Source organism: Rhizobium sp. BR 317 (assembly GCF_047445835.1).
Classification (GTDB): Bacteria; Pseudomonadota; Alphaproteobacteria; order Rhizobiales; family Rhizobiaceae; genus Rhizobium; species Rhizobium paranaense.
In genome coordinates this window covers 120755-137184 of sequence record NZ_JARWLB010000002.1, presented here as the reverse complement: position 1 = coordinate 137184, position 16430 = coordinate 120755, and the positions used below count along the sequence as shown (strand labels likewise).

Sequence of the window (16430 nt, the reverse complement as noted above, 5' to 3'; positions counted from 1 at the left end):
GCCCGAGGGGCGGGGGATTTTGCCATGCGCGCTTTGCAATTGATCGACGACCGCAAACTTGAGATCACCGATCTGCCGGAGCCAGACGCTCCGGGCGCGGGTGAGGTGACCCTGCGCGTCAAGGCGGTCGCCCTCAATCACATCGATGTCTGGGGTTGGCGCGGTATGGCGTTCGCCAAGCGCAAGATGCCGCTCGTGATCGGCGCGGAAGCAGCCGGTGTCGTCGAAGCGATCGGACCGGGTGTCGCCAACGTGCTGCCAGGCCAGCTCGTCTCGATCTACGGTGCGCGCACCTGCGGTCTCTGCCGTCACTGCAGCGAAGGCCGTGACAATCTCTGCGAACATGTCGGCGGCGTGCATGGTTTCCATCTCGACGGTTTCGCGCAGGAGAAGGTCAATCTGCCGGCACGCCTGCTGGTTCCGGCGCCTCCCGGGGTTGACGCAATCGGCGCGGCACTGGCACCCGTCACCTTCGGCACGGTCGAGCATATGCTGTTCGACAACGCTAAGCTGGAGCCGGGCGAAACGATCCTCGTCCATGCCGGCGGCTCCGGTATCGGCACGGCGGCAATCCAGCTTGCCAAAAAGATCGGCTGCACGGTCATCACTACCGTCGGTTCCGACGACAAGATCGAGAAGGCCAAGGCGCTTGGTGCAGACCATGTCATCAATTACCGCACGGATCGCTTCGAAGGCGTGGTGCGCAAGCTGACCAAGAAGAAGGGCGTCGACGTCGTCTTCGAACATGTCGGCAAGGACACCTGGGCCGGCTCGATGCTGTGCATGAAGCGTGGTGGGCGTCTGGTCACCTGCGGCTCGACCTCGGGTGTTTCCACCGACATGAACCTGATGATGCTGTTCCAGCAGCAGCTAAAGCTGCTCGGCTCCTTCGGCTGCCGCATGGAGAATATGGCGAATGCCATGCAGAAGATGGCGCGCGGGCTGGTGCATCCGGTCATCGACACCGAAGTAAGCTTCAGCGATATAGACCGGGCGCTGGAGCGGATGGAATCGCGCCAGATCTTCGGCAAGATCATCCTCAAGATGGATTGACCGGCGTGAAGCTCGTCATCACCCGGATCGTGCTTGCCGTCCGGCATTTCCGCCAATGGTTGATCGCGCAGATCATCTTCGGTTTCCTGAATTTCCTGAAGCTATTTCCCGCCGATGGCGGCATCAGATTCGCCGACTGGCTGACCCGGAAAATCGGGCCGCGCATGCGCCGGCACAAGCTGATGCTGACCAATCTACGCAACGCTTTTCCTGAAAAGAGCGAGGCGGAGATCGCCGAGATCGCCCTGGCAAGCTGGGGCAATATGGGGCGGCTGGCGGCGGAGTATGTCTTTCTCGATMGGCTGTTCGATTTTGATCCGTTCAGCGAGGAGCCGGGCCGCATCGAGGTATCCGGCATTCCGATCTTTCTCGACCTCAGGGAAAATCCGCGGCCATTCATCGTCTTTACCGGACATACGGGGAATTTCGAATTGCTGCCGGTCGCCGGTGCAGCCTTCGGGCTGAAGGTCACTGTGCTCTTTCGACCGCCGAACAATCCCTATGTGGCAGATAAGGTTTTCGACTTTCGCGCCAAGCGCATGGGCAATCTCGTACCCTCGCATGCAGGATCGTCTTTCACCCTAGCTAGGCAATTGGAAGCCGGCGGCGGGGTTGGCGTGCTGGTCGATCAGAAGTTTCGCAAGGGACTGAGGACGAAGTTCTTCGGTCGCGACGTCAAGACCAATCCCTTGCTGCCGAAACTGGTTCGTCAGTTCAATTGCGAGGTCTATCCGGCTCGTTGCATTCGGTTGCCCGATAATCGCTATCGGCTGGAAATAGAACCGAGGCTGGAGATGCCCCGCGATGAGCGCGGCAATCTCGATCTGCCGGCTACGGCACAGCTTCTGAACGACAAGGTAGAGAGCTGGGTGAGGGAATATCCCGAGCAATGGCTCTGGTATCATGACCGCTGGAATATCAAGAAGACCCTTTTCTAAGAAATCACTTAAATAAAACAATTCGTAGCAGAATGAGCCATCTAAAGTCCGAAAAGGCTCAAAATTTGACCTTCGGTAAGCCCTGCCTTTCGAAAAATTCGCCTTTTCCGAGAACTTCAGTTCGCCAGGATTGAATGTGAGGGTAAGTCATGTTATTGCATTTGCAAGAAAGCTTGGTGAGATAGCGGGCGCCAGGCTGCATATCCTCGTTCATAGTAGTGTCGGGATGAGGCCCGAGGCTGAACTGTGGGCAAGGGCAGGAGGGCAATTTTGCTGGCACTCTTTCATGCCTTCTCCATGAAATGCACCCAGATTCAAAGGGCAATCAAGCTGGGTGATGATGAACTTGTCGGTTCGCTCGATCGCGAGTTGGAGCCGCTCGTTACAGCGATCCTGGCTTATAAAGCCACCAGCCTTCTCGAAATGTATATGCAATTGCAATTTATGAGCAATCTGATCCGCGAGGAATCGGATGACCGCTCACGGGTGATGCGCAACTCAGCGTCGCTATCGTCGCTGATCGATCGCTATTTCGGCGGTGCCAGCGAGGCTGCGGCCGAAGTGCTGATGGCATTTTCCACGGGAAAGAACGAGCAGGAAGGCGAGGGCGCCGGGTTCGACGAGGACAATGTTCTGAACGACGTCATTCTCGACAGCCTGCCGGATCGTGTCGCCGTCATCACGCGCGACTATCGCTATCTCTACAGCAATGCGGCCAATTCCGAATACCTGAAGTCGAAGCCGATCGAACTGGTCGGCCGGCATCTTTCCGAATTCATCGGTTCTGAATTGTTCGAAGGCTGCTTCAAGAGCAAGCTGGATGCCTGTTTTGCCGGCGAGACGGTCAATTGCCACTATCCGGCCTATCGTCCGACGGATGTCAACAAGACCTTGCATTGCCGAATGACGCCGCTGCGCGCCACCAAGCCGAGGGGCGAAGTGATCGGGGCGCTGGTTGTCGTGCATGAGGTCGGTGCTGTCTCAGCGAACATGCTGGTGGCCTGATCGGTCGTTTCTGGTTCCAACAACAACCGTATGATCACGCCCGCAATGTGCGGGCATCATACTGTTGTCTTTTCCCCTTTATCGTCGAAAGCCTTGAGGGCGAGACATGGCTTCGTCGACGCGTGGCCCACTTCAGGAGAGGCAGGTCTTCAGGGACTTGGCGATGCCGCGCATCAGGTCGAAATAGAGATCCGGTCCTTGCGGCAGCGTTGCCGCTTCCGGATCGAGCACGCCTGATTTGGCGGATGTGCCCTCGATGACGACATTGACCAGCTTCGGCTCGAATTGCGGTTCGGCGAAGACGCAAGTTGCGCCGAGATCGGCGACCTTGCTATGGATTTCCGCCACCCGCTGCGCGCCGGGGATGCTTTCCGGGCTTACCGTGATCGAACCCGCGACATGCACGCCATAACGGCGCTCGAAATATTGATAGGCATCGTGGAAGACGATGAAGGGCTTGTTCTTGACCGGTGCGATGGTCGAAGCGATTTCCGTGTCGAGCGCATCCAACTTGTCGTCCAGCGCCTTCTGGTTCGCTTCATAGGTCAGGGCATTGGCGGGATCGGCTGCGACCAATGTCGTGGTGATCTCAGCCGTCATTGCCTTGGCATTGTGCGGATCGAGCCAGAGATGGGTGTCGAACGCTCCATGATCGTGCGAATCTCCGGCGTCTGCCGCCGGTTCGTCGCCGTCGTCATCCGCTTCGAAAGCGCCGCCCTGGCGGAATTTCAGTTTGGTGATGCCCGGCGCCTTATCGAGTTCGACCACCAGGGCGTTCGAGCCGAGGGCCGAAAGCGGCTTCTCCAGGAAAGCTTCCATGCCGGGACCGACCCAGAAAACCACTTTGGCGCCTTCGAGCGCCCGCGCGTTMGAAGGCTTCAGCGCATAGGTGTGCGGCGAGGCCGCGCCTTCGACGATCAGGTCCGGCGTGCCGACGCCTTGCATGATCGCGGCAACGAGAGAATGAACCGGCTTGATCGATACAACTACCTCCGGCGGATCGCTGGCGAATGCAGGGGAGGCGAAGAATAAGGAAGCGGCTAGGGGGAGGATGGTCTTTGCCAGGCTCATGCGATACTGCTCTTGAATGGGTTCTGTTATGTTATTACATCAATTGCGTTATGCTATAACGTGTGCGATAGCAGGACGCAACAGCGCAAGTGGAAATTTCATGCTTTCTTCCGTGGACAATAAGAGCCGGTCTCTCGTGTCGCTCCATGACGTCGGCGTCCGTCGCGACGGTCGCTGGCTGGTGCGTGGCGTCGATTTTTCCGTGAGCCGCGGCGAAATCGTCACCCTGATCGGCCCGAATGGTTCCGGCAAATCCACCAGTGCCAAGACCGCGATCGGCGTGCTGAAACCGGATGAAGGCAGCGTCGAACGTATCGCCGGGCTCAAGGTTGGTTATGTCCCGCAGAAACTCGCCATTGACTGGACCCTGCCGCTGAGCGTGCACCGTTTGATGACGTTGACCGGGCCTTTGCCTGAAGCGGAGTTGAAGGCGGCTTTGGAGGCGGTGGGCATCGCCCATCTTGCCAAGGCCGAGGTGCAGCATCTTTCCGGTGGCGAGTTCCAGCGGGCTTTGCTGGCGCGCGCCATTGCCCGCAAGCCGGACCTGCTGGTGCTGGATGAGCCGGTACAAGGCGTCGATTTCAGCGGCGAGATAGCACTTTACGATCTCATCAAATCGATCCGCAATTCCGAAGGCTGTGGCATTCTGCTGATCTCGCATGATCTGCACGTCGTCATGGCTGCGACGGATACGGTCGTTTGCCTCAATGGTCATGTCTGCTGCCGCGGCACACCGCAGGCAGTCACACAGAGCCCGGAATATGTGAGACTGTTCGGCACGCGGGCGGCGCAATCGCTGGCGATCTACAGCCATCATCACGACCATACGCATCTGCCTGATGGCCGCGTGCAGCATGCCGACGGCTCGATCACCGATGATTGCCACGCCGATGACGGTCATCACGACCACGGACATCACGATCACGGGCACGAGCGCCACGACCACGATCATGATCATCAGGCGGCAGGAGAACGCCATGTTTGACGATTTCTTCCTGCGCGCCGTCGTCGCGGGCGTCGGGCTGGCGCTGACCACCGGGCCGCTCGGCTGCTTCATCATCTGGCGGCGCATGGCCTATTTCGGCGACACGATCTCGCATTCGGCGCTGCTCGGCGTAGCGCTGTCGCTGCTCTTCCAGCTCAATCTAACGCTTTCCGTCTTCGCGGTCGCGGCGGCGGTGTCGATCTTGCTCCTGTTCCTTCAGCGCCGGCAGGCGCTGTCGGCGGATGCGTTGCTCGGCATTCTGTCGCATGCGACGCTGGCGATCGGCCTCGTCATCGTCGCTTTCATGAGCTGGGTAAGGATCGATCTCATCGCTTTCCTGTTTGGCGACATTCTGGCCGTCAATCGTTCGGATATCGCTTTGATCTGGGGCGGCGGCATTCTGGTATTGGCGGCGATCACCTGGCTTTGGAGGCCGCTGCTCGCCTCCACCGTCAATCCGGAGCTGGCCGAGGCTGAGGGCCTGCAGCCGGAACGGGCGAAGCTGTTTTTCATGCTGCTGATGGCCGTCGTTATCGCCATCGCCATGAAGATCGTCGGTATCCTGCTGATCACGGCGCTGCTGATCATCCCCGCCGCCACGGCCCGCCGCTTTGCCGCGACGCCCGAGATGATGGCTGTCTTTGCTTCGCTGATCGGCGCCGTCGCTGTCGTCGGCGGGTTGTTCGGCTCGCTGCGTTACGACACGCCGTCAGGCCCGTCGATCGTCGTGGCGGCGCTCGTTCTGTTTATCATCAGTCTGCTGCCCCTTGCCCGCAGGGCTGGCGCGCCGGCGGCGCAACAGGGAGGACAGGGATCATGACCACTCCGACACTCACCAAGAACCAGTCGCTCGTTTTCGATGTCCTGACCAAGGCGGAAGCGCCGCTCAGCGCCTATACCATCCTCGACAAGCTGCGCGACCATGGTTTCCGTGCGCCGCTGCAGGTCTACCGGGCGCTGGACAAGCTGCTGGAATATGGCGTCGTCCATCGCCTAGAGAGCATCAATTCCTTCGTCGCTTGCGCCCATCCGGATGAGAACTGCCACAGCCACGGCCTCGTCGCCTTCGCCATCTGCGAAAGTTGCGGCCAGGTGATCGAATTCCACGATCATGAAGTGGATCACCGGCTGATGGATTGGCTGAAATCGCAGAAGTTCAAGGCCGAAAAATCGACCATCGAGATTCGCGGTCACTGCGCGAGTTGCGCTGCTTAAATGTCAGCGCGGCTCTTAATCCAAGCTCCGCGCATTTTGGAAGATGCGGCCTAGTCCAGCCTCTTGAGGTCGCGGGCAAAACGCTGCCAATTGGCAACATAATTGCGGGCCGAACGGCGCAGGCCTTCGATGGCAGCCTCGTCCAACGTGCGGATCGCCTTGGCGGGGGCGCCGACGATCAAGGAGCCATCCGGAAATTCCTTGCCTTCCGTTACCAGTGCATTGGCACCCACAAGGCAATTCCTGCCGATCTTCGCGCCGTTCAATATGGTTGCGCCCATGCCGATCAGCGAATTGTCGCCGATGGTGCAGCCGTGGATGATGGCATGATGACCGATGGTGCAGCCTTCGCCGATCGTTGCCGGGAAGCTGGGATCGGTGTGCACCATCGTCCCTTCCTGGATGTTGGTGCCTTTGCCGATGACAATGAGCTCGTTGTCGCCGCGCAGGACTGCGCCGAACCAGATGCCGACATCCTCGCCGATCTCCACTTTGCCGATCACGTTTGCGTCGGGCGCGATCCAATAGCGGCCGGGATCGGGCGTCTTCGGCACCAGGCCGGAAAGGGCATAGAGCGGCATCTTATTTCTCCTCGATCAAACGACGTTCAGCATCAGTGTCGCAACGCCATCGACGGCGCAGCTTATCCTGTCGCCGCGGGCCACCGGTCCGACGCCGGCCGGCGTGCCGGTCATGATGACATCGCCGGGCGCCAGCGTGAACAGCTTCGAGAGTTCGGTGATGATTTCCGGTACTTTCCAGATCATCTGCGACAGGTCGCCCCTCTGCACCGACTCGCCGTTGCGCATCAGCCAGATGCCGCCCTTATCGGGATGACCGACCTGTGTTGCCGGGGCGATAGCGGAAACGGGGGCGGAGCTTTCGAAGGCCTTGCTGACCTCCCAGGGGCGGCCGAGCTTCTTGGCTTCGCCCTGTAGGTCGCGGCGGGTGAAATCGATGCCGACGGCATAGCCGTAGATGCAGTCCAGCGCCCTTTCAGCCGGGATATCGGAGCCGCCACTTTTCAGCGCAACCACCAGTTCCACCTCGTGATGCACATCCGAAGACAGCGGCGGATAGGGGAAATCGCTATTCGGCAGCAGATTGTTCGGGTTTTTCTGGAAGAAGAAGGGAGGCTCGCGGCTTGGGTCGTGGCCCATCTCGATCGCATGGTCGGCATAGTTGCGGCCGACGCAATAGACGCGGCGCACGGGGAAAGATGCGGTTTCGCCATTGATCGGCAACAGCACTGGCGCGGGCAGGGGGATGACGGTGGCAAACTGTTCGGTCATGACAATCTCTTCACATAGTTCGTCTGCTGCCAGAAGATCCATGCCCTCCGACTCCACGGCAACCTAACACTAATGGAGTAGAGGGGAAAACCAACCAACGGAAAGGTTTCGGTGTAAAGCGTTGGTAGAAGGGTTCTTCGTGTTCACCGACGCGACTGCGGATCCGCGGTAACCCCCGGCAAAGCCGCTCATCTGTGCAGACGGAAGGAACTGTGGCATAACTGAGCGATGGCGATAAATGTCTTGGGGGTCCACACAGATCACGTCAGGACGGAACAGGCGGTGGGCAATTCGCTTGCGGTCGCCTATTCTGTAGCGGTCCTTTGTTGGCTGCTGTCGTCCGGCGTCTATATCGCCGCGAAATGGGTCTCTCACGAAATGCCGCCTTGGGCGCTCTGCTTCTGGCGGGTGCTGATTGCCTGCGCCATCCTGTTGCCGATCGTGCGCCGGCATTTTGGCGCCATGTTTGCGCTCGCCAAGGCTCGTCCGCTGGAGTTGCTGTGCATTGGCGGCATCGGGCTCGCGATCTGCCAGGGCCTGCTCTTCACCGGCCTGGAACATGCGGATGCCACGACGGCCGGCATCATCATGGCTCTGATCCCCATTCTTACCATGGTTCTAGCCCGCCTCCTTCTCGGCGAGCCGATGGGAACCTGGCAGGTGACGGGATCGATCCTCGCCTTCCTCGGCATCGTGGTCATCGTCATCAAGGGCAGCCCGGCGGCATTGATGCGTCTCGATATCAACCCCGGGGAGCTTTGGATCGTCGCCGGCTCCTTCTGCTTCAGTCTCTACACCGTCCTGCTTCGCCGTGCGAAATTCGATATAGAGCGCCTTCCGCTGCTCGTGCTGCTTTTGGGCGCCGCGGTGCTCACGGCACTGCCTTTCTACCTCTGGGAACTTGGCTCCGACGAGCGCTCGACGCTCAATGTCAACGGGCTGATCGCACTCGCCTATGTGGCGATCCCCGGCGGCGCCATGACCTATTACCTCTTCAATCGCAGCGTCGAGGCGTTGGGGGCGGCCCGGGCTGGTCTGATGCTCTACCTCCAGACAATCTTTACCGCCGTGCTCGCCTATCTGCTTCTCGGCGAGCAGTTGCAATCCTATCACCTTGAGGGTGCTGCGATCATCGTCGTCGGTCTGTTGCTCGTCACTCTACTGAAGCCGAAGGCCGAACCTGTGGCGGCGGCAAAGCCCTGAGGCTCAGGGTCGCATTGCTGGTCATGTCAGCGCGACGCTTTTTTTGCGGCAGAGCGCCAACTTTGACGCCGTCTCGCTTTATTCCTATCTGTGCTGTATATCGCCCCTCGAAATCGTGCCCAACTTGTTGCCGCGCGCCTTTTAGGATCGCTTCGACGCAGCAATAGACGCTTGGAACGGGCGAAGAAAATTATGCGAGTAAGCAAGACATGACTGAATCGGCAGAAAAGCCCGGAATGCAGGCAGGTAGCCTCTATAGGCGGAAGCCCGTTTTTGCCGTGGCCCCGATGATCGACTGGACGGATAGGCATTGCAGGTATCTGCATCGGCAGATCAGCCGGCATGCGCTGCTCTATACCGAGATGGTGGTGGCGGATGCGATCATCCATGGGCCGCGCGACCGGTTGCTAGGTCGTGACGCCAGCGAGCATCCCGTGGCGCTGCAAGTCGGCGGCTCCAATCCCGCCAAGCTTGCGGAGGCGGTGCGGATTGCCGAGGCTTATGATTATGACGAGATCAACCTCAATGTCGGCTGTCCTTCGGACCGCGTGCAGTCGGGCACCTTCGGCGCCTGCCTGATGCTGACGCCGGAGACGGTGGCGGATTGCATTGCGTCGATGAAAAGGGTTTCCAAGGCTCCGGTGACGGTAAAATGCCGAATTGGCGTCGATGAGCAGGAGCCGGAACAGGCGCTGCCGGAACTCATTACTCGCGTGCTCGATGCCGGCGCTGATGCCGTCTGGATCCATGCCCGCAAGGCCTGGCTGAAGGGCCTATCGCCGAAGGAAAACCGCGAGATCCCGCCGCTGGATTACGAGATCGTCTACCGGATGAAGCAGCGTTGGCCCGATGTTTTCATCGGCATCAACGGCGGCATCCAGACGTTGGATCAAGCCGAAGCGCATCTTGCCCATGTCGACGGCGTCATGCTCGGCCGCACCGCCTATCAGAACGCCGCCATCCTTGCCGATGTCGATCATCGTTTCTACGGCGAACCGTCCGTCGAGCCGGATTGGAATGACCTGCGCGACCGGATGATGGCTTATACGGAGCGCCACATCGAGCAAGGCGGACGCCTGCAGCATGTCGCCCGCCACATGGTCGGCCTCTTCACCGGCCTGCCGGGCTCCCGCCGCTACCGTCAGATCCTCTCCACGGACGCCAATAAGCCCGGGGCTGGGCCGGAGGTGATCGCTGCCGCATTTGCCGCGGTGGATTTCGCCGGTGAGGGCGAGCGGGTGAGCGCTTAGGCACGGAGCCCTATCTCGCCCCCGGCGGGCGAGATAGGGCTCCGCATTCGCCGCGCTCGCTTACAGCTCAAGGCCCGCCTCGCTTGCGCGCTGCGGCCCCCTCATCCGCCCTTCGGGCACCTTCTCCCCGGCGGGGAGAAGGGGGAAACGCAAAAACGGCGCGGTTTTCACCGCGCCGTTCGAAACCTTATCCAGGTAATCAACTAAGACTTAGGAAGCCTTGATGTTGACAGCCTTCGGGCCCTTGCCCATGCGATCCGGCTCGGTGTCGAAGGTGACCTGCTGGCCTTCGCGGAGCGACTGGATGCCGGAAGCCTGGAGAGCGGAAATATGGACGAATACGTCCTTAGCGCCGCCGTCCGGGGTGATGAAACCAAAACCCTTGTCCTGGTTGAAGAATTTTACGATGCCCTTGGTGGCCATTGGGATAGTCCTTTTCCCTTCAGTCTGAATATTCTGTCCGGGAAACCTTCCCGGACGGCTTTGCCTCCGCGCCATGCGAAAGCCAGTCGAGAAGTTCACGTACGGGGAAAGAACGTCTACGCAGAGGATAAACCTCTGTAGGCTGCCTCGCGTAGTCGGCATTGCCAAATCAGTCCAGTCACCGGCATGCAAATGCCCGAGCGCGCATATGGGTGACAGGATTTACGACAAAAGGCAAGGGGCAATATTGGGGCAAAGCGGGAATGAGCCCGGATAGGGGGGAGATTTCAAGGGGTTGGAGAGGTGATGCATGTGCCGGCGAGGGGCGTCATTGTTTCACTTTGATACTACGATGAGGCGAAAATTACCCGGATACCGATTAATGGCGTCGCTTCGAGGACAATTTATTTGCGACGAGTCACTTAAATAACGACAGAGCTATCGCCGCGCTGGCAAATCCCAAACCCGATAGAGGTTGTTGAGCGCCTCCGCTGAGTGGCATTCGACAACCGGCAGGCCGGATTCTTGGAGAATTTTTGCGTATTTGACGCCGCTGTTGCGGGTTTTCACAAGGATCCAGTGAATCATTTCCCATTTGATGCTGTCCTGGGCACCTTCGAGATGTCCCGCACGGTCCGAGCGGTTGATCAGCGTGCGCTTGAGATAGCGGGAAAAGCGTAGCCAGTGATTTGACGTTATGAGAATGGCGCCGGTAGCGCGGGCCAGACGCTGCGGCATCAGGCGCGAATAGTTGCCTTCCATAACCCACTGCTCGCCAAGAATTGCCGCATCGTGCAGCGCGGCAAACTCTGCTTCCGGGCGCGGCTGCCAATCCGTATGGGGCAGATGATGAAGTTGATCGAGATGCACGGCCGGAAAACCAAGCTTTTTAGCGAGGGCGACGGCCAATGTTGACTTCCCAGCATTAGAAGGGCCGACAACGACAACGCGCTCGCCAAGGGAGTGCAAAGGCAACATGAGGACACCGGTCGGGAAATTGGGATGGCTTCCATTGGCCGGAATAAGCGGTGTTGTCAAACGATCAACGGGCTCGCGCCTGTCGGCGACAATCCCTTGTGGCGGCATGTTCGCGAATTGCGCCGCAGCTTTGCGCACGCKGGGCCGGTCTCAAACTACTTCGATCTTGAAATCCGTGCCTTCCCACCGCTGCGTATCCGTCCAGAAGATCGTAAAAACGACAGTGCTGGGGCCGAGCGTCTTCGTCGGCAGGTCACAGACGTAGGTGCCAAAGCCGGCGTCGCGAGACGGGGTGTCGGTGAAGTTTGCCCAGCCGTCGGTGGACCAGTGCACCAGGGCGGACCCGGGCAGTTCGATGCGCAGGGCGCGGCCTGCCGGCATTTGAGCGCGCTTGTTGGTCGGGCGCCAGGCGAAGGGCGCGGGGGCCGGCTTTGTGGCGACGTAGCGGGCAAAGGTTTGCGGTGGCATGTCGAAGATCACACCGTCGCGGATCGAGCGCAGCAGCTTGATGTGTTCCGCATGGGCCCAGACGAGCGGCATGGCGCTGCCGGAGGGGCGACCGAGGAACAGTTCACGTTCCGGCACGTCTGCGCTGTCCCAGATCTGTTCGGGCAGGAGCCCGCCCTCGCTTGCCGAGGCCTCCAGGGCTGCCAGCAGGCGTCGCGCCTCATCCGGTCGCCCGGCGGAGAGTTCATAATGGGCGCGCTCGCCGGTCAGCAGCGGCCAGAGTCTCCCGATACCGCTGCCGGCGAAGGGCGCGCCGCCGGTGCGCTCGCCATAGCCGTCGTCATTGTAGCGGTACCAGTAGGGGCCGGCGGGAAGCTCGCGCCGCAATTCCGAATCGATCGCCGCGACGGTGCCGACGATGCGTGGATCGTCGGCGGCCCGGAGGCCGAAGCGCACCAGTGCCAGCGCGTCCGGGCTGAGAAGCAAGTCCGCCTCCACGACTTCATTCCCGTCGTCGCGATTGCGGATCGGGATGAAGTCACGCCTCAGTGACGAGCTGCCGTCCGTGGCCGATGCGATGCGCACATAATAGCCCTCGATGCCGAGGCTGCGCGACAGGTCCGTATCGGTGGCGTAGGTCCATTCCTCGATGCGCTCGTTCCAGCCGTCGGCCACCTCGCGCAGATATTGCGCTGCCGCCAGCCGGCCGGCCGCTTCCACCGCATCGGCGGCCGCGAGAAGCCCGGCGATCTCGACGGCGAGCGTGAAGGGCGAGTAGCCGGCGTCCTCTTCCCAGCGATCTTGCTGGGTGGCGGGACCGTTTTTGACGATATAGGCCGCGGCGGCCTCGATCATCGGTAGGTACCGGCCGCTCTCCGAGGCGTCGATCGCGCCGGCGCGCAGCAGCATGTCGTAGAGCAGGATGGGAAAGGCCGTCTCGTCCATCTGGATGCCGTACCAGTAGGGCCGGCCGTCGAGCCAGGCGTTCTGCACCCAATGGCCGTCCGCCTCCTGAATCGCCGCGAGATAGTCGAGCACGGAGCGTGCATCGGCCTTGGCGCCGGCGGCAAGCAGCGCGCCGGCGGTTTCCACGAGATCGCGTGTCCAGACCAGGTGATAGCCGCCGAGATCATCGTCGCTCTTGTTGAACCCCCACGGGATGGAGAGGCTGGCGATGATGGCACCGGAGGCATCGTCGCGGTGGGTGGCGAGCACGCCGGTACTGACGCGGTATCGGTTTAGCTGGTTGGGATCATGGGGCTCATCGAGGGCAAGCAGGCTTGCCTGCCATTCTCGCCAGCCGCTGCGATAATGCTTCAGCGCCGGCTTGACGCCCTGGTCCAGGCTGAGGACGGCACGAAAGGCGGCTTCCTCCGGCTGCGTACCGAAGCCGATGGCGATCAGCGCGCGCCCCTCGTTTGCCTGGATATCGAGCGTCCCCGACAGCGCGATGTTGCCGCTGGTGGCGCAGCGGTACTCCTCCTTCAGGCTCTCGCCGCGCGACAGCATCTGCCAGCCATCGGAGAAGCCGACATAGCCGACCGAACGCGCCAGCCAGGGCACCGAGGCGGCGACCGCGAGCACCCGGCCGGAACCCTCGGCAAAGAGCATCGGCCTGCCTTTGAAATCGGCGTACCAGCCGGTGTTATCCGAGCCGCCATTGACCAGATGCGGCGCCACGAGGGCATGCAGCCGATAGTCGGAGAGCTGGCCGATGAGCGCCTGAAAGTGGACATTCTGCAGCACCACTTCACGCTCTGGGTCCGAAAATATGGTCTTGGTGATGCGATAACGACCGTCGCGAGCAGTGTTGACGAGGCGAAACGCCGGGACGCCGTCCTCGATTGCCTGCACGCGATGATCGGCGTCGCGCTTCTCCTCGGAAAAATAGCCGTCAGCCGTCACGATGAAACCGAAATCACGGACGCAGGCCATATCGAGCCGCGGCGCGTAGATCTCGTTGAGGATGCCGTGGCTCGCCGTGAACCAGACGCTGCTCGCCGTGCTGACGGCAGTGCCGACCGCACTCTTATCGCTCGAGGTCCAGCGGGGCTCGATGCCCGGGGCACCGGGCGGGACTATGGAACCGGGTGGCAGTGTCGGAAAGGCCAAGTGTCGATCCTCCGTCGTATGCGCTCCTCTTCGGCGGGCCATCCTGGATTGAAATTGAGCGATCCGCAATACGCCTGGGCTTGACAGCCGGCGCCGAACTTGCGCCCGATAGGGGCGGGAGAACGATCGAGGGCATGGCCCGGAGAGGAGCGCTAGACATGGATGACATGACGGAAGCACCCGCAGCGGAGCAGACACGCAGCCATAGCAAGCCGAAGGCGCATGCCGCGCCGGCGAGCCGCATTGTGCTTGCCGTCGATATCGGCGGGTCGCATGTGAAGGTGGAACTCAGCAGCGGCAGCGAGCGACGCGCGGTCGAATCGGGGGCCAAACTGACGGCGGCCAAGATGGTGGAGGCGCTGCGCGACCTCACGGCCGACTGGCACTATGACCTCGTCACCATGGGATACCCCGGACCCGTGATCGCCCACCGCGCCGCCGCCGATCCGTTCAACCTCGGGCCGGGATGGAAGGATTTCGATTTCGAAACAGCCCTCGGCAAGCCCGTGCGGATGGTCAACGACGCGCTGATGCAGGCGATCGGCAGCTACGAGGCGGGCCGCATGCTCTTCCTCGGCCTTGGTACCGGCCTTGGCTCGGCCATGATTGCCGAGAGCGTCTGCATGCCCCTGGAACTGGCGCATATGCCCTACCGCAAGGCGACCTTCGAGGACTATGTCGGCGAACGCGGCCTAGAGCGTCGGGGCAAGGGCAAATGGCGAAAATCAGTCTTCGACGTCGTCGAGCGCTTGGACAAGGCCCTGCTGCCAAACTACATCGTCATCGGCGGCGGCAATGTCGAAAAGCTCAAGGAACTGCCCCCGAAATGCCGACGCGGCAGCAACGACAATGCCTTTCGCGGCGGTTTCCGGGTCTGGTTGGATGAGAGTCTGCGCATCTGAGGGGGAGTGGGGCAGGCGAACGTGATGGCCTCTGCGATGTCTAATTGGGCATCACCCGATACACGCAGGCAGTTCCCTCGACGCCCCGGAGAGGAGCCTCGAAGGCAACCAATCTTTGGCCGGCGAGAAGTTGGCTGACGCCCGGCGCCGAAAACAGTGCTTCGGAAATGCAAATCTCTCCCGCGCCCGCCAGCGACTGGACGCGTGCGGCAACATTGACCGTCTGGCCGAAATAATCGAGGTTTTCGTTCAAACTCACGGCGATCGAGGGGCCGCAATGGGCTCCGATCTTCAGGATGAGGCTAGGGTCGCCATGCTGAGCATTGTAGCGCTCGATGACCCCCAGAATGTGCAGCGCGGCCGAGACGGCATCCGCCGGGCGGGAGAAAGCAGCCATCACGGCGTCGCCGATCGTCTTGACGATCGCGCCCGAATGCTCCTGCACCGTCGCGCCGAGCAATGCGAAATGCTCGCGAACCAGCGCATAGGCATTGAGATCGCCGAGCCGCTCATACATGGCGGTCGATCCCTTGAGATCCGTGAACAGCAGGGTCACCTGACGGATACCCAGACCTTCCTTCTCATCGACATTTTCCGATCGGAATAGGCGCCGAAACGTCTGTCGGGCCAGCAGCATGCCGCCCGACATGTAGGGATCGAAGTCGAGAGCCGGCTTGACCGTCTGCGCCAGGATTTCAGGTGGCCAATTGATCAGCAGCAGCGAGCCGCGTGAGGCGCCGGAATTCTGCACGTCGATGATGACAGGACCCGGCGGCACCGCCGGCAGCGAAGCGGAAAAGCGCTGCCCGTCATATCCGATCCGCAGGTGCGTCGGCACTGTCACGGGCTCGCCTGCGACCGGCAGCGCGAAACTCGCCTGCGTCTGGACATTGATGCCCGCCAGGGCGCCGGGACCGAGCTCCGCCCTTAACGTTGTGATCGAGCCCGGCGGCAGGAAGGAGAGGCCGCGAACCAGACCCTGCAGGACGTCGAGAAAGCGGACCTGTTGGCCGGGCATCCGCGCGTCGCTCAGGAATCGCGCCTTCCAATGAAAATCCTCGACCGACAGCGAGGCGGGATCATGAAACGTCAGCCGGCGGAGGTGCGGCGACACCGTGAAGGTAACCTCGATGAAATCGTCGAGGTTGGTTTCGCCGCTGACATCGCAGAGGCCGCAGACATAGTGGGTCTTCAACGTCCGCAAGGCACCGAAACTGTCGAGCACCATGCCGGATTGGGGACACACCACATCCCAGCTCATTTCGAACAATCCGCTTCGGGTCGCATGGAGAAACAGATCAATGCTTTCCGCCACCGCGATGGCGCGGTCGCGAGCGAAGGCGAGGGGATTGACGCGGAAAAGAGACAAGTCGTCGCCGCTGCGGATCAGCGTTTCGAATTTGGAGATGACCCGCGGACTCCAGGGCCGGGCCTGCTCGATCTCAGCGATCTTGCTTTCAAGGAGCCGTTCCTGAACGTCAGTCATATGGCACCTGCGCTTCAGCTACCGATCAGGTTTGGCCGTGGCTTTGGAGGTGTTTTGGTGGTTTGAGACT

Annotated in this window: 16 protein-coding genes; 9 read left to right on the top strand and 7 right to left on the bottom strand. The window is 61.0% G+C overall.

Annotation, left to right across the window (positions count from 1 at the left end; genetic code table 11):
• Window positions 1-24: 24 nt before the first annotated feature.
• From QD357_RS03240 to QD357_RS03230, 3 genes are all read left to right on the top strand, one after another.
• Complete coding sequence (locus QD357_RS03240) at window positions 25-1053, top strand: zinc-binding dehydrogenase (RefSeq protein WP_107108320.1); 1029 nt, start codon at window positions 25-27, stop codon at window positions 1051-1053.
• 5 nt (window positions 1054-1058) lie between these two features.
• Window positions 1059-1991, top strand: coding sequence for a lipid A biosynthesis lauroyl acyltransferase (locus tag QD357_RS03235; RefSeq protein WP_107108546.1), 933 nt, complete (start codon window positions 1059-1061; stop codon window positions 1989-1991).
• Between the two features lie 270 nt (window positions 1992-2261).
• Entirely contained in the window at window positions 2262-2996 is a 735-nt protein-coding gene (locus QD357_RS03230; RefSeq protein ID WP_183937744.1) for a PAS domain-containing protein, read from the top strand.
• Between the two features lie 132 nt (window positions 2997-3128).
• Here the strand turns inward: QD357_RS03230 and QD357_RS03225 are convergent, their stop codons facing one another.
• A complete protein-coding gene (locus QD357_RS03225) occupies window positions 3129-4067 on the bottom strand; it encodes a zinc ABC transporter substrate-binding protein (RefSeq protein WP_107108319.1) in 939 nt (312 codons plus the stop codon).
• 100 nt (window positions 4068-4167) lie between these two features.
• Here QD357_RS03225 and QD357_RS03220 point away from each other — a divergent pair, with 100 nt between their 5' ends.
• From QD357_RS03220 to QD357_RS03210, 3 genes are read left to right on the top strand one after another with little or no spacing between them, the layout of a single operon-like run.
• Window positions 4168-5052 carry a metal ABC transporter ATP-binding protein gene (locus QD357_RS03220; protein ID WP_107108318.1) on the top strand — a complete coding sequence of 295 codons (885 nt, stop codon included), beginning with the start codon at window positions 4168-4170 and terminating at the stop codon, window positions 5050-5052.
• Window positions 5045-5872 (top strand): zinc ABC transporter permease subunit ZnuB, encoded by an 828-nt coding sequence (znuB, locus tag QD357_RS03215; protein ID WP_414124033.1) that lies wholly within the window; start codon window positions 5045-5047, stop codon window positions 5870-5872. Before QD357_RS03220 ends, znuB begins: the two co-directional genes overlap by 8 nt.
• Window positions 5869-6267 (top strand): Fur family transcriptional regulator, encoded by a 399-nt coding sequence (locus QD357_RS03210; protein WP_028752927.1) that lies wholly within the window; start codon window positions 5869-5871, stop codon window positions 6265-6267. Before znuB ends, QD357_RS03210 begins: the two co-directional genes overlap by 4 nt.
• A gap of 50 nt (window positions 6268-6317) precedes the next feature.
• Here the strand turns inward: QD357_RS03210 and QD357_RS03205 are convergent, their stop codons facing one another.
• Window positions 6318-6848, bottom strand: a complete 531-nt coding sequence (locus QD357_RS03205) for a gamma carbonic anhydrase family protein (RefSeq protein WP_107108316.1) — start codon at window positions 6846-6848, stop codon at window positions 6318-6320.
• Between the two features lie 15 nt (window positions 6849-6863).
• Entirely contained in the window at window positions 6864-7559 is a 696-nt protein-coding gene (locus tag QD357_RS03200) for a fumarylacetoacetate hydrolase family protein (protein ID WP_107108545.1), read from the bottom strand.
• Between the two features lie 228 nt (window positions 7560-7787).
• Between QD357_RS03200 and QD357_RS03195 the strand changes: the two genes are divergently transcribed.
• Both QD357_RS03195 and dusA read left to right on the top strand, forming a co-directional pair.
• Window positions 7788-8762 (top strand): DMT family transporter, encoded by a 975-nt coding sequence (locus QD357_RS03195; protein WP_414124032.1) that lies wholly within the window; start codon window positions 7788-7790, stop codon window positions 8760-8762.
• Between the two features lie 236 nt (window positions 8763-8998).
• Window positions 8999-10012: a tRNA dihydrouridine(20/20a) synthase DusA gene (dusA, locus tag QD357_RS03190; RefSeq protein WP_107108544.1), complete on the top strand. Its 1014-nt coding sequence runs from the start codon at window positions 8999-9001 to the stop codon at window positions 10010-10012.
• A gap of 210 nt (window positions 10013-10222) precedes the next feature.
• Here the strand turns inward: dusA and QD357_RS03185 are convergent, their stop codons facing one another.
• The 3 genes from QD357_RS03185 to QD357_RS03175 form a co-directional block, all read right to left on the bottom strand.
• Complete coding sequence (locus QD357_RS03185; RefSeq protein ID WP_028752932.1) at window positions 10223-10435, bottom strand: cold-shock protein; 213 nt, start codon at window positions 10433-10435, stop codon at window positions 10223-10225.
• Window positions 10436-10873: 438 nt separating this feature from the next.
• Entirely contained in the window at window positions 10874-11413 is a 540-nt protein-coding gene (locus tag QD357_RS03180) for an AAA family ATPase (protein ID WP_107108543.1), read from the bottom strand.
• A 150-nt stretch (window positions 11414-11563) separates the two neighbouring features.
• A complete protein-coding gene (locus tag QD357_RS03175; RefSeq protein WP_107108314.1) occupies window positions 11564-13972 on the bottom strand; it encodes a glucan 1,4-alpha-glucosidase in 2409 nt (802 codons plus the stop codon).
• Window positions 13973-14130: 158 nt separating this feature from the next.
• Between QD357_RS03175 and QD357_RS03170 the strand changes: the two genes are divergently transcribed.
• Entirely contained in the window at window positions 14131-14874 is a 744-nt protein-coding gene (locus QD357_RS03170) for an ROK family protein (protein ID WP_414124031.1), read from the top strand.
• 40 nt (window positions 14875-14914) lie between these two features.
• Here QD357_RS03170 and QD357_RS03165 read toward each other — a convergent pair whose 3' ends face one another.
• Window positions 14915-16360 (bottom strand): adenylate/guanylate cyclase domain-containing protein, encoded by a 1446-nt coding sequence (locus QD357_RS03165; RefSeq protein WP_107108313.1) that lies wholly within the window; start codon window positions 16358-16360, stop codon window positions 14915-14917.
• Window positions 16361-16430: the final 70 nt, after the last annotated feature.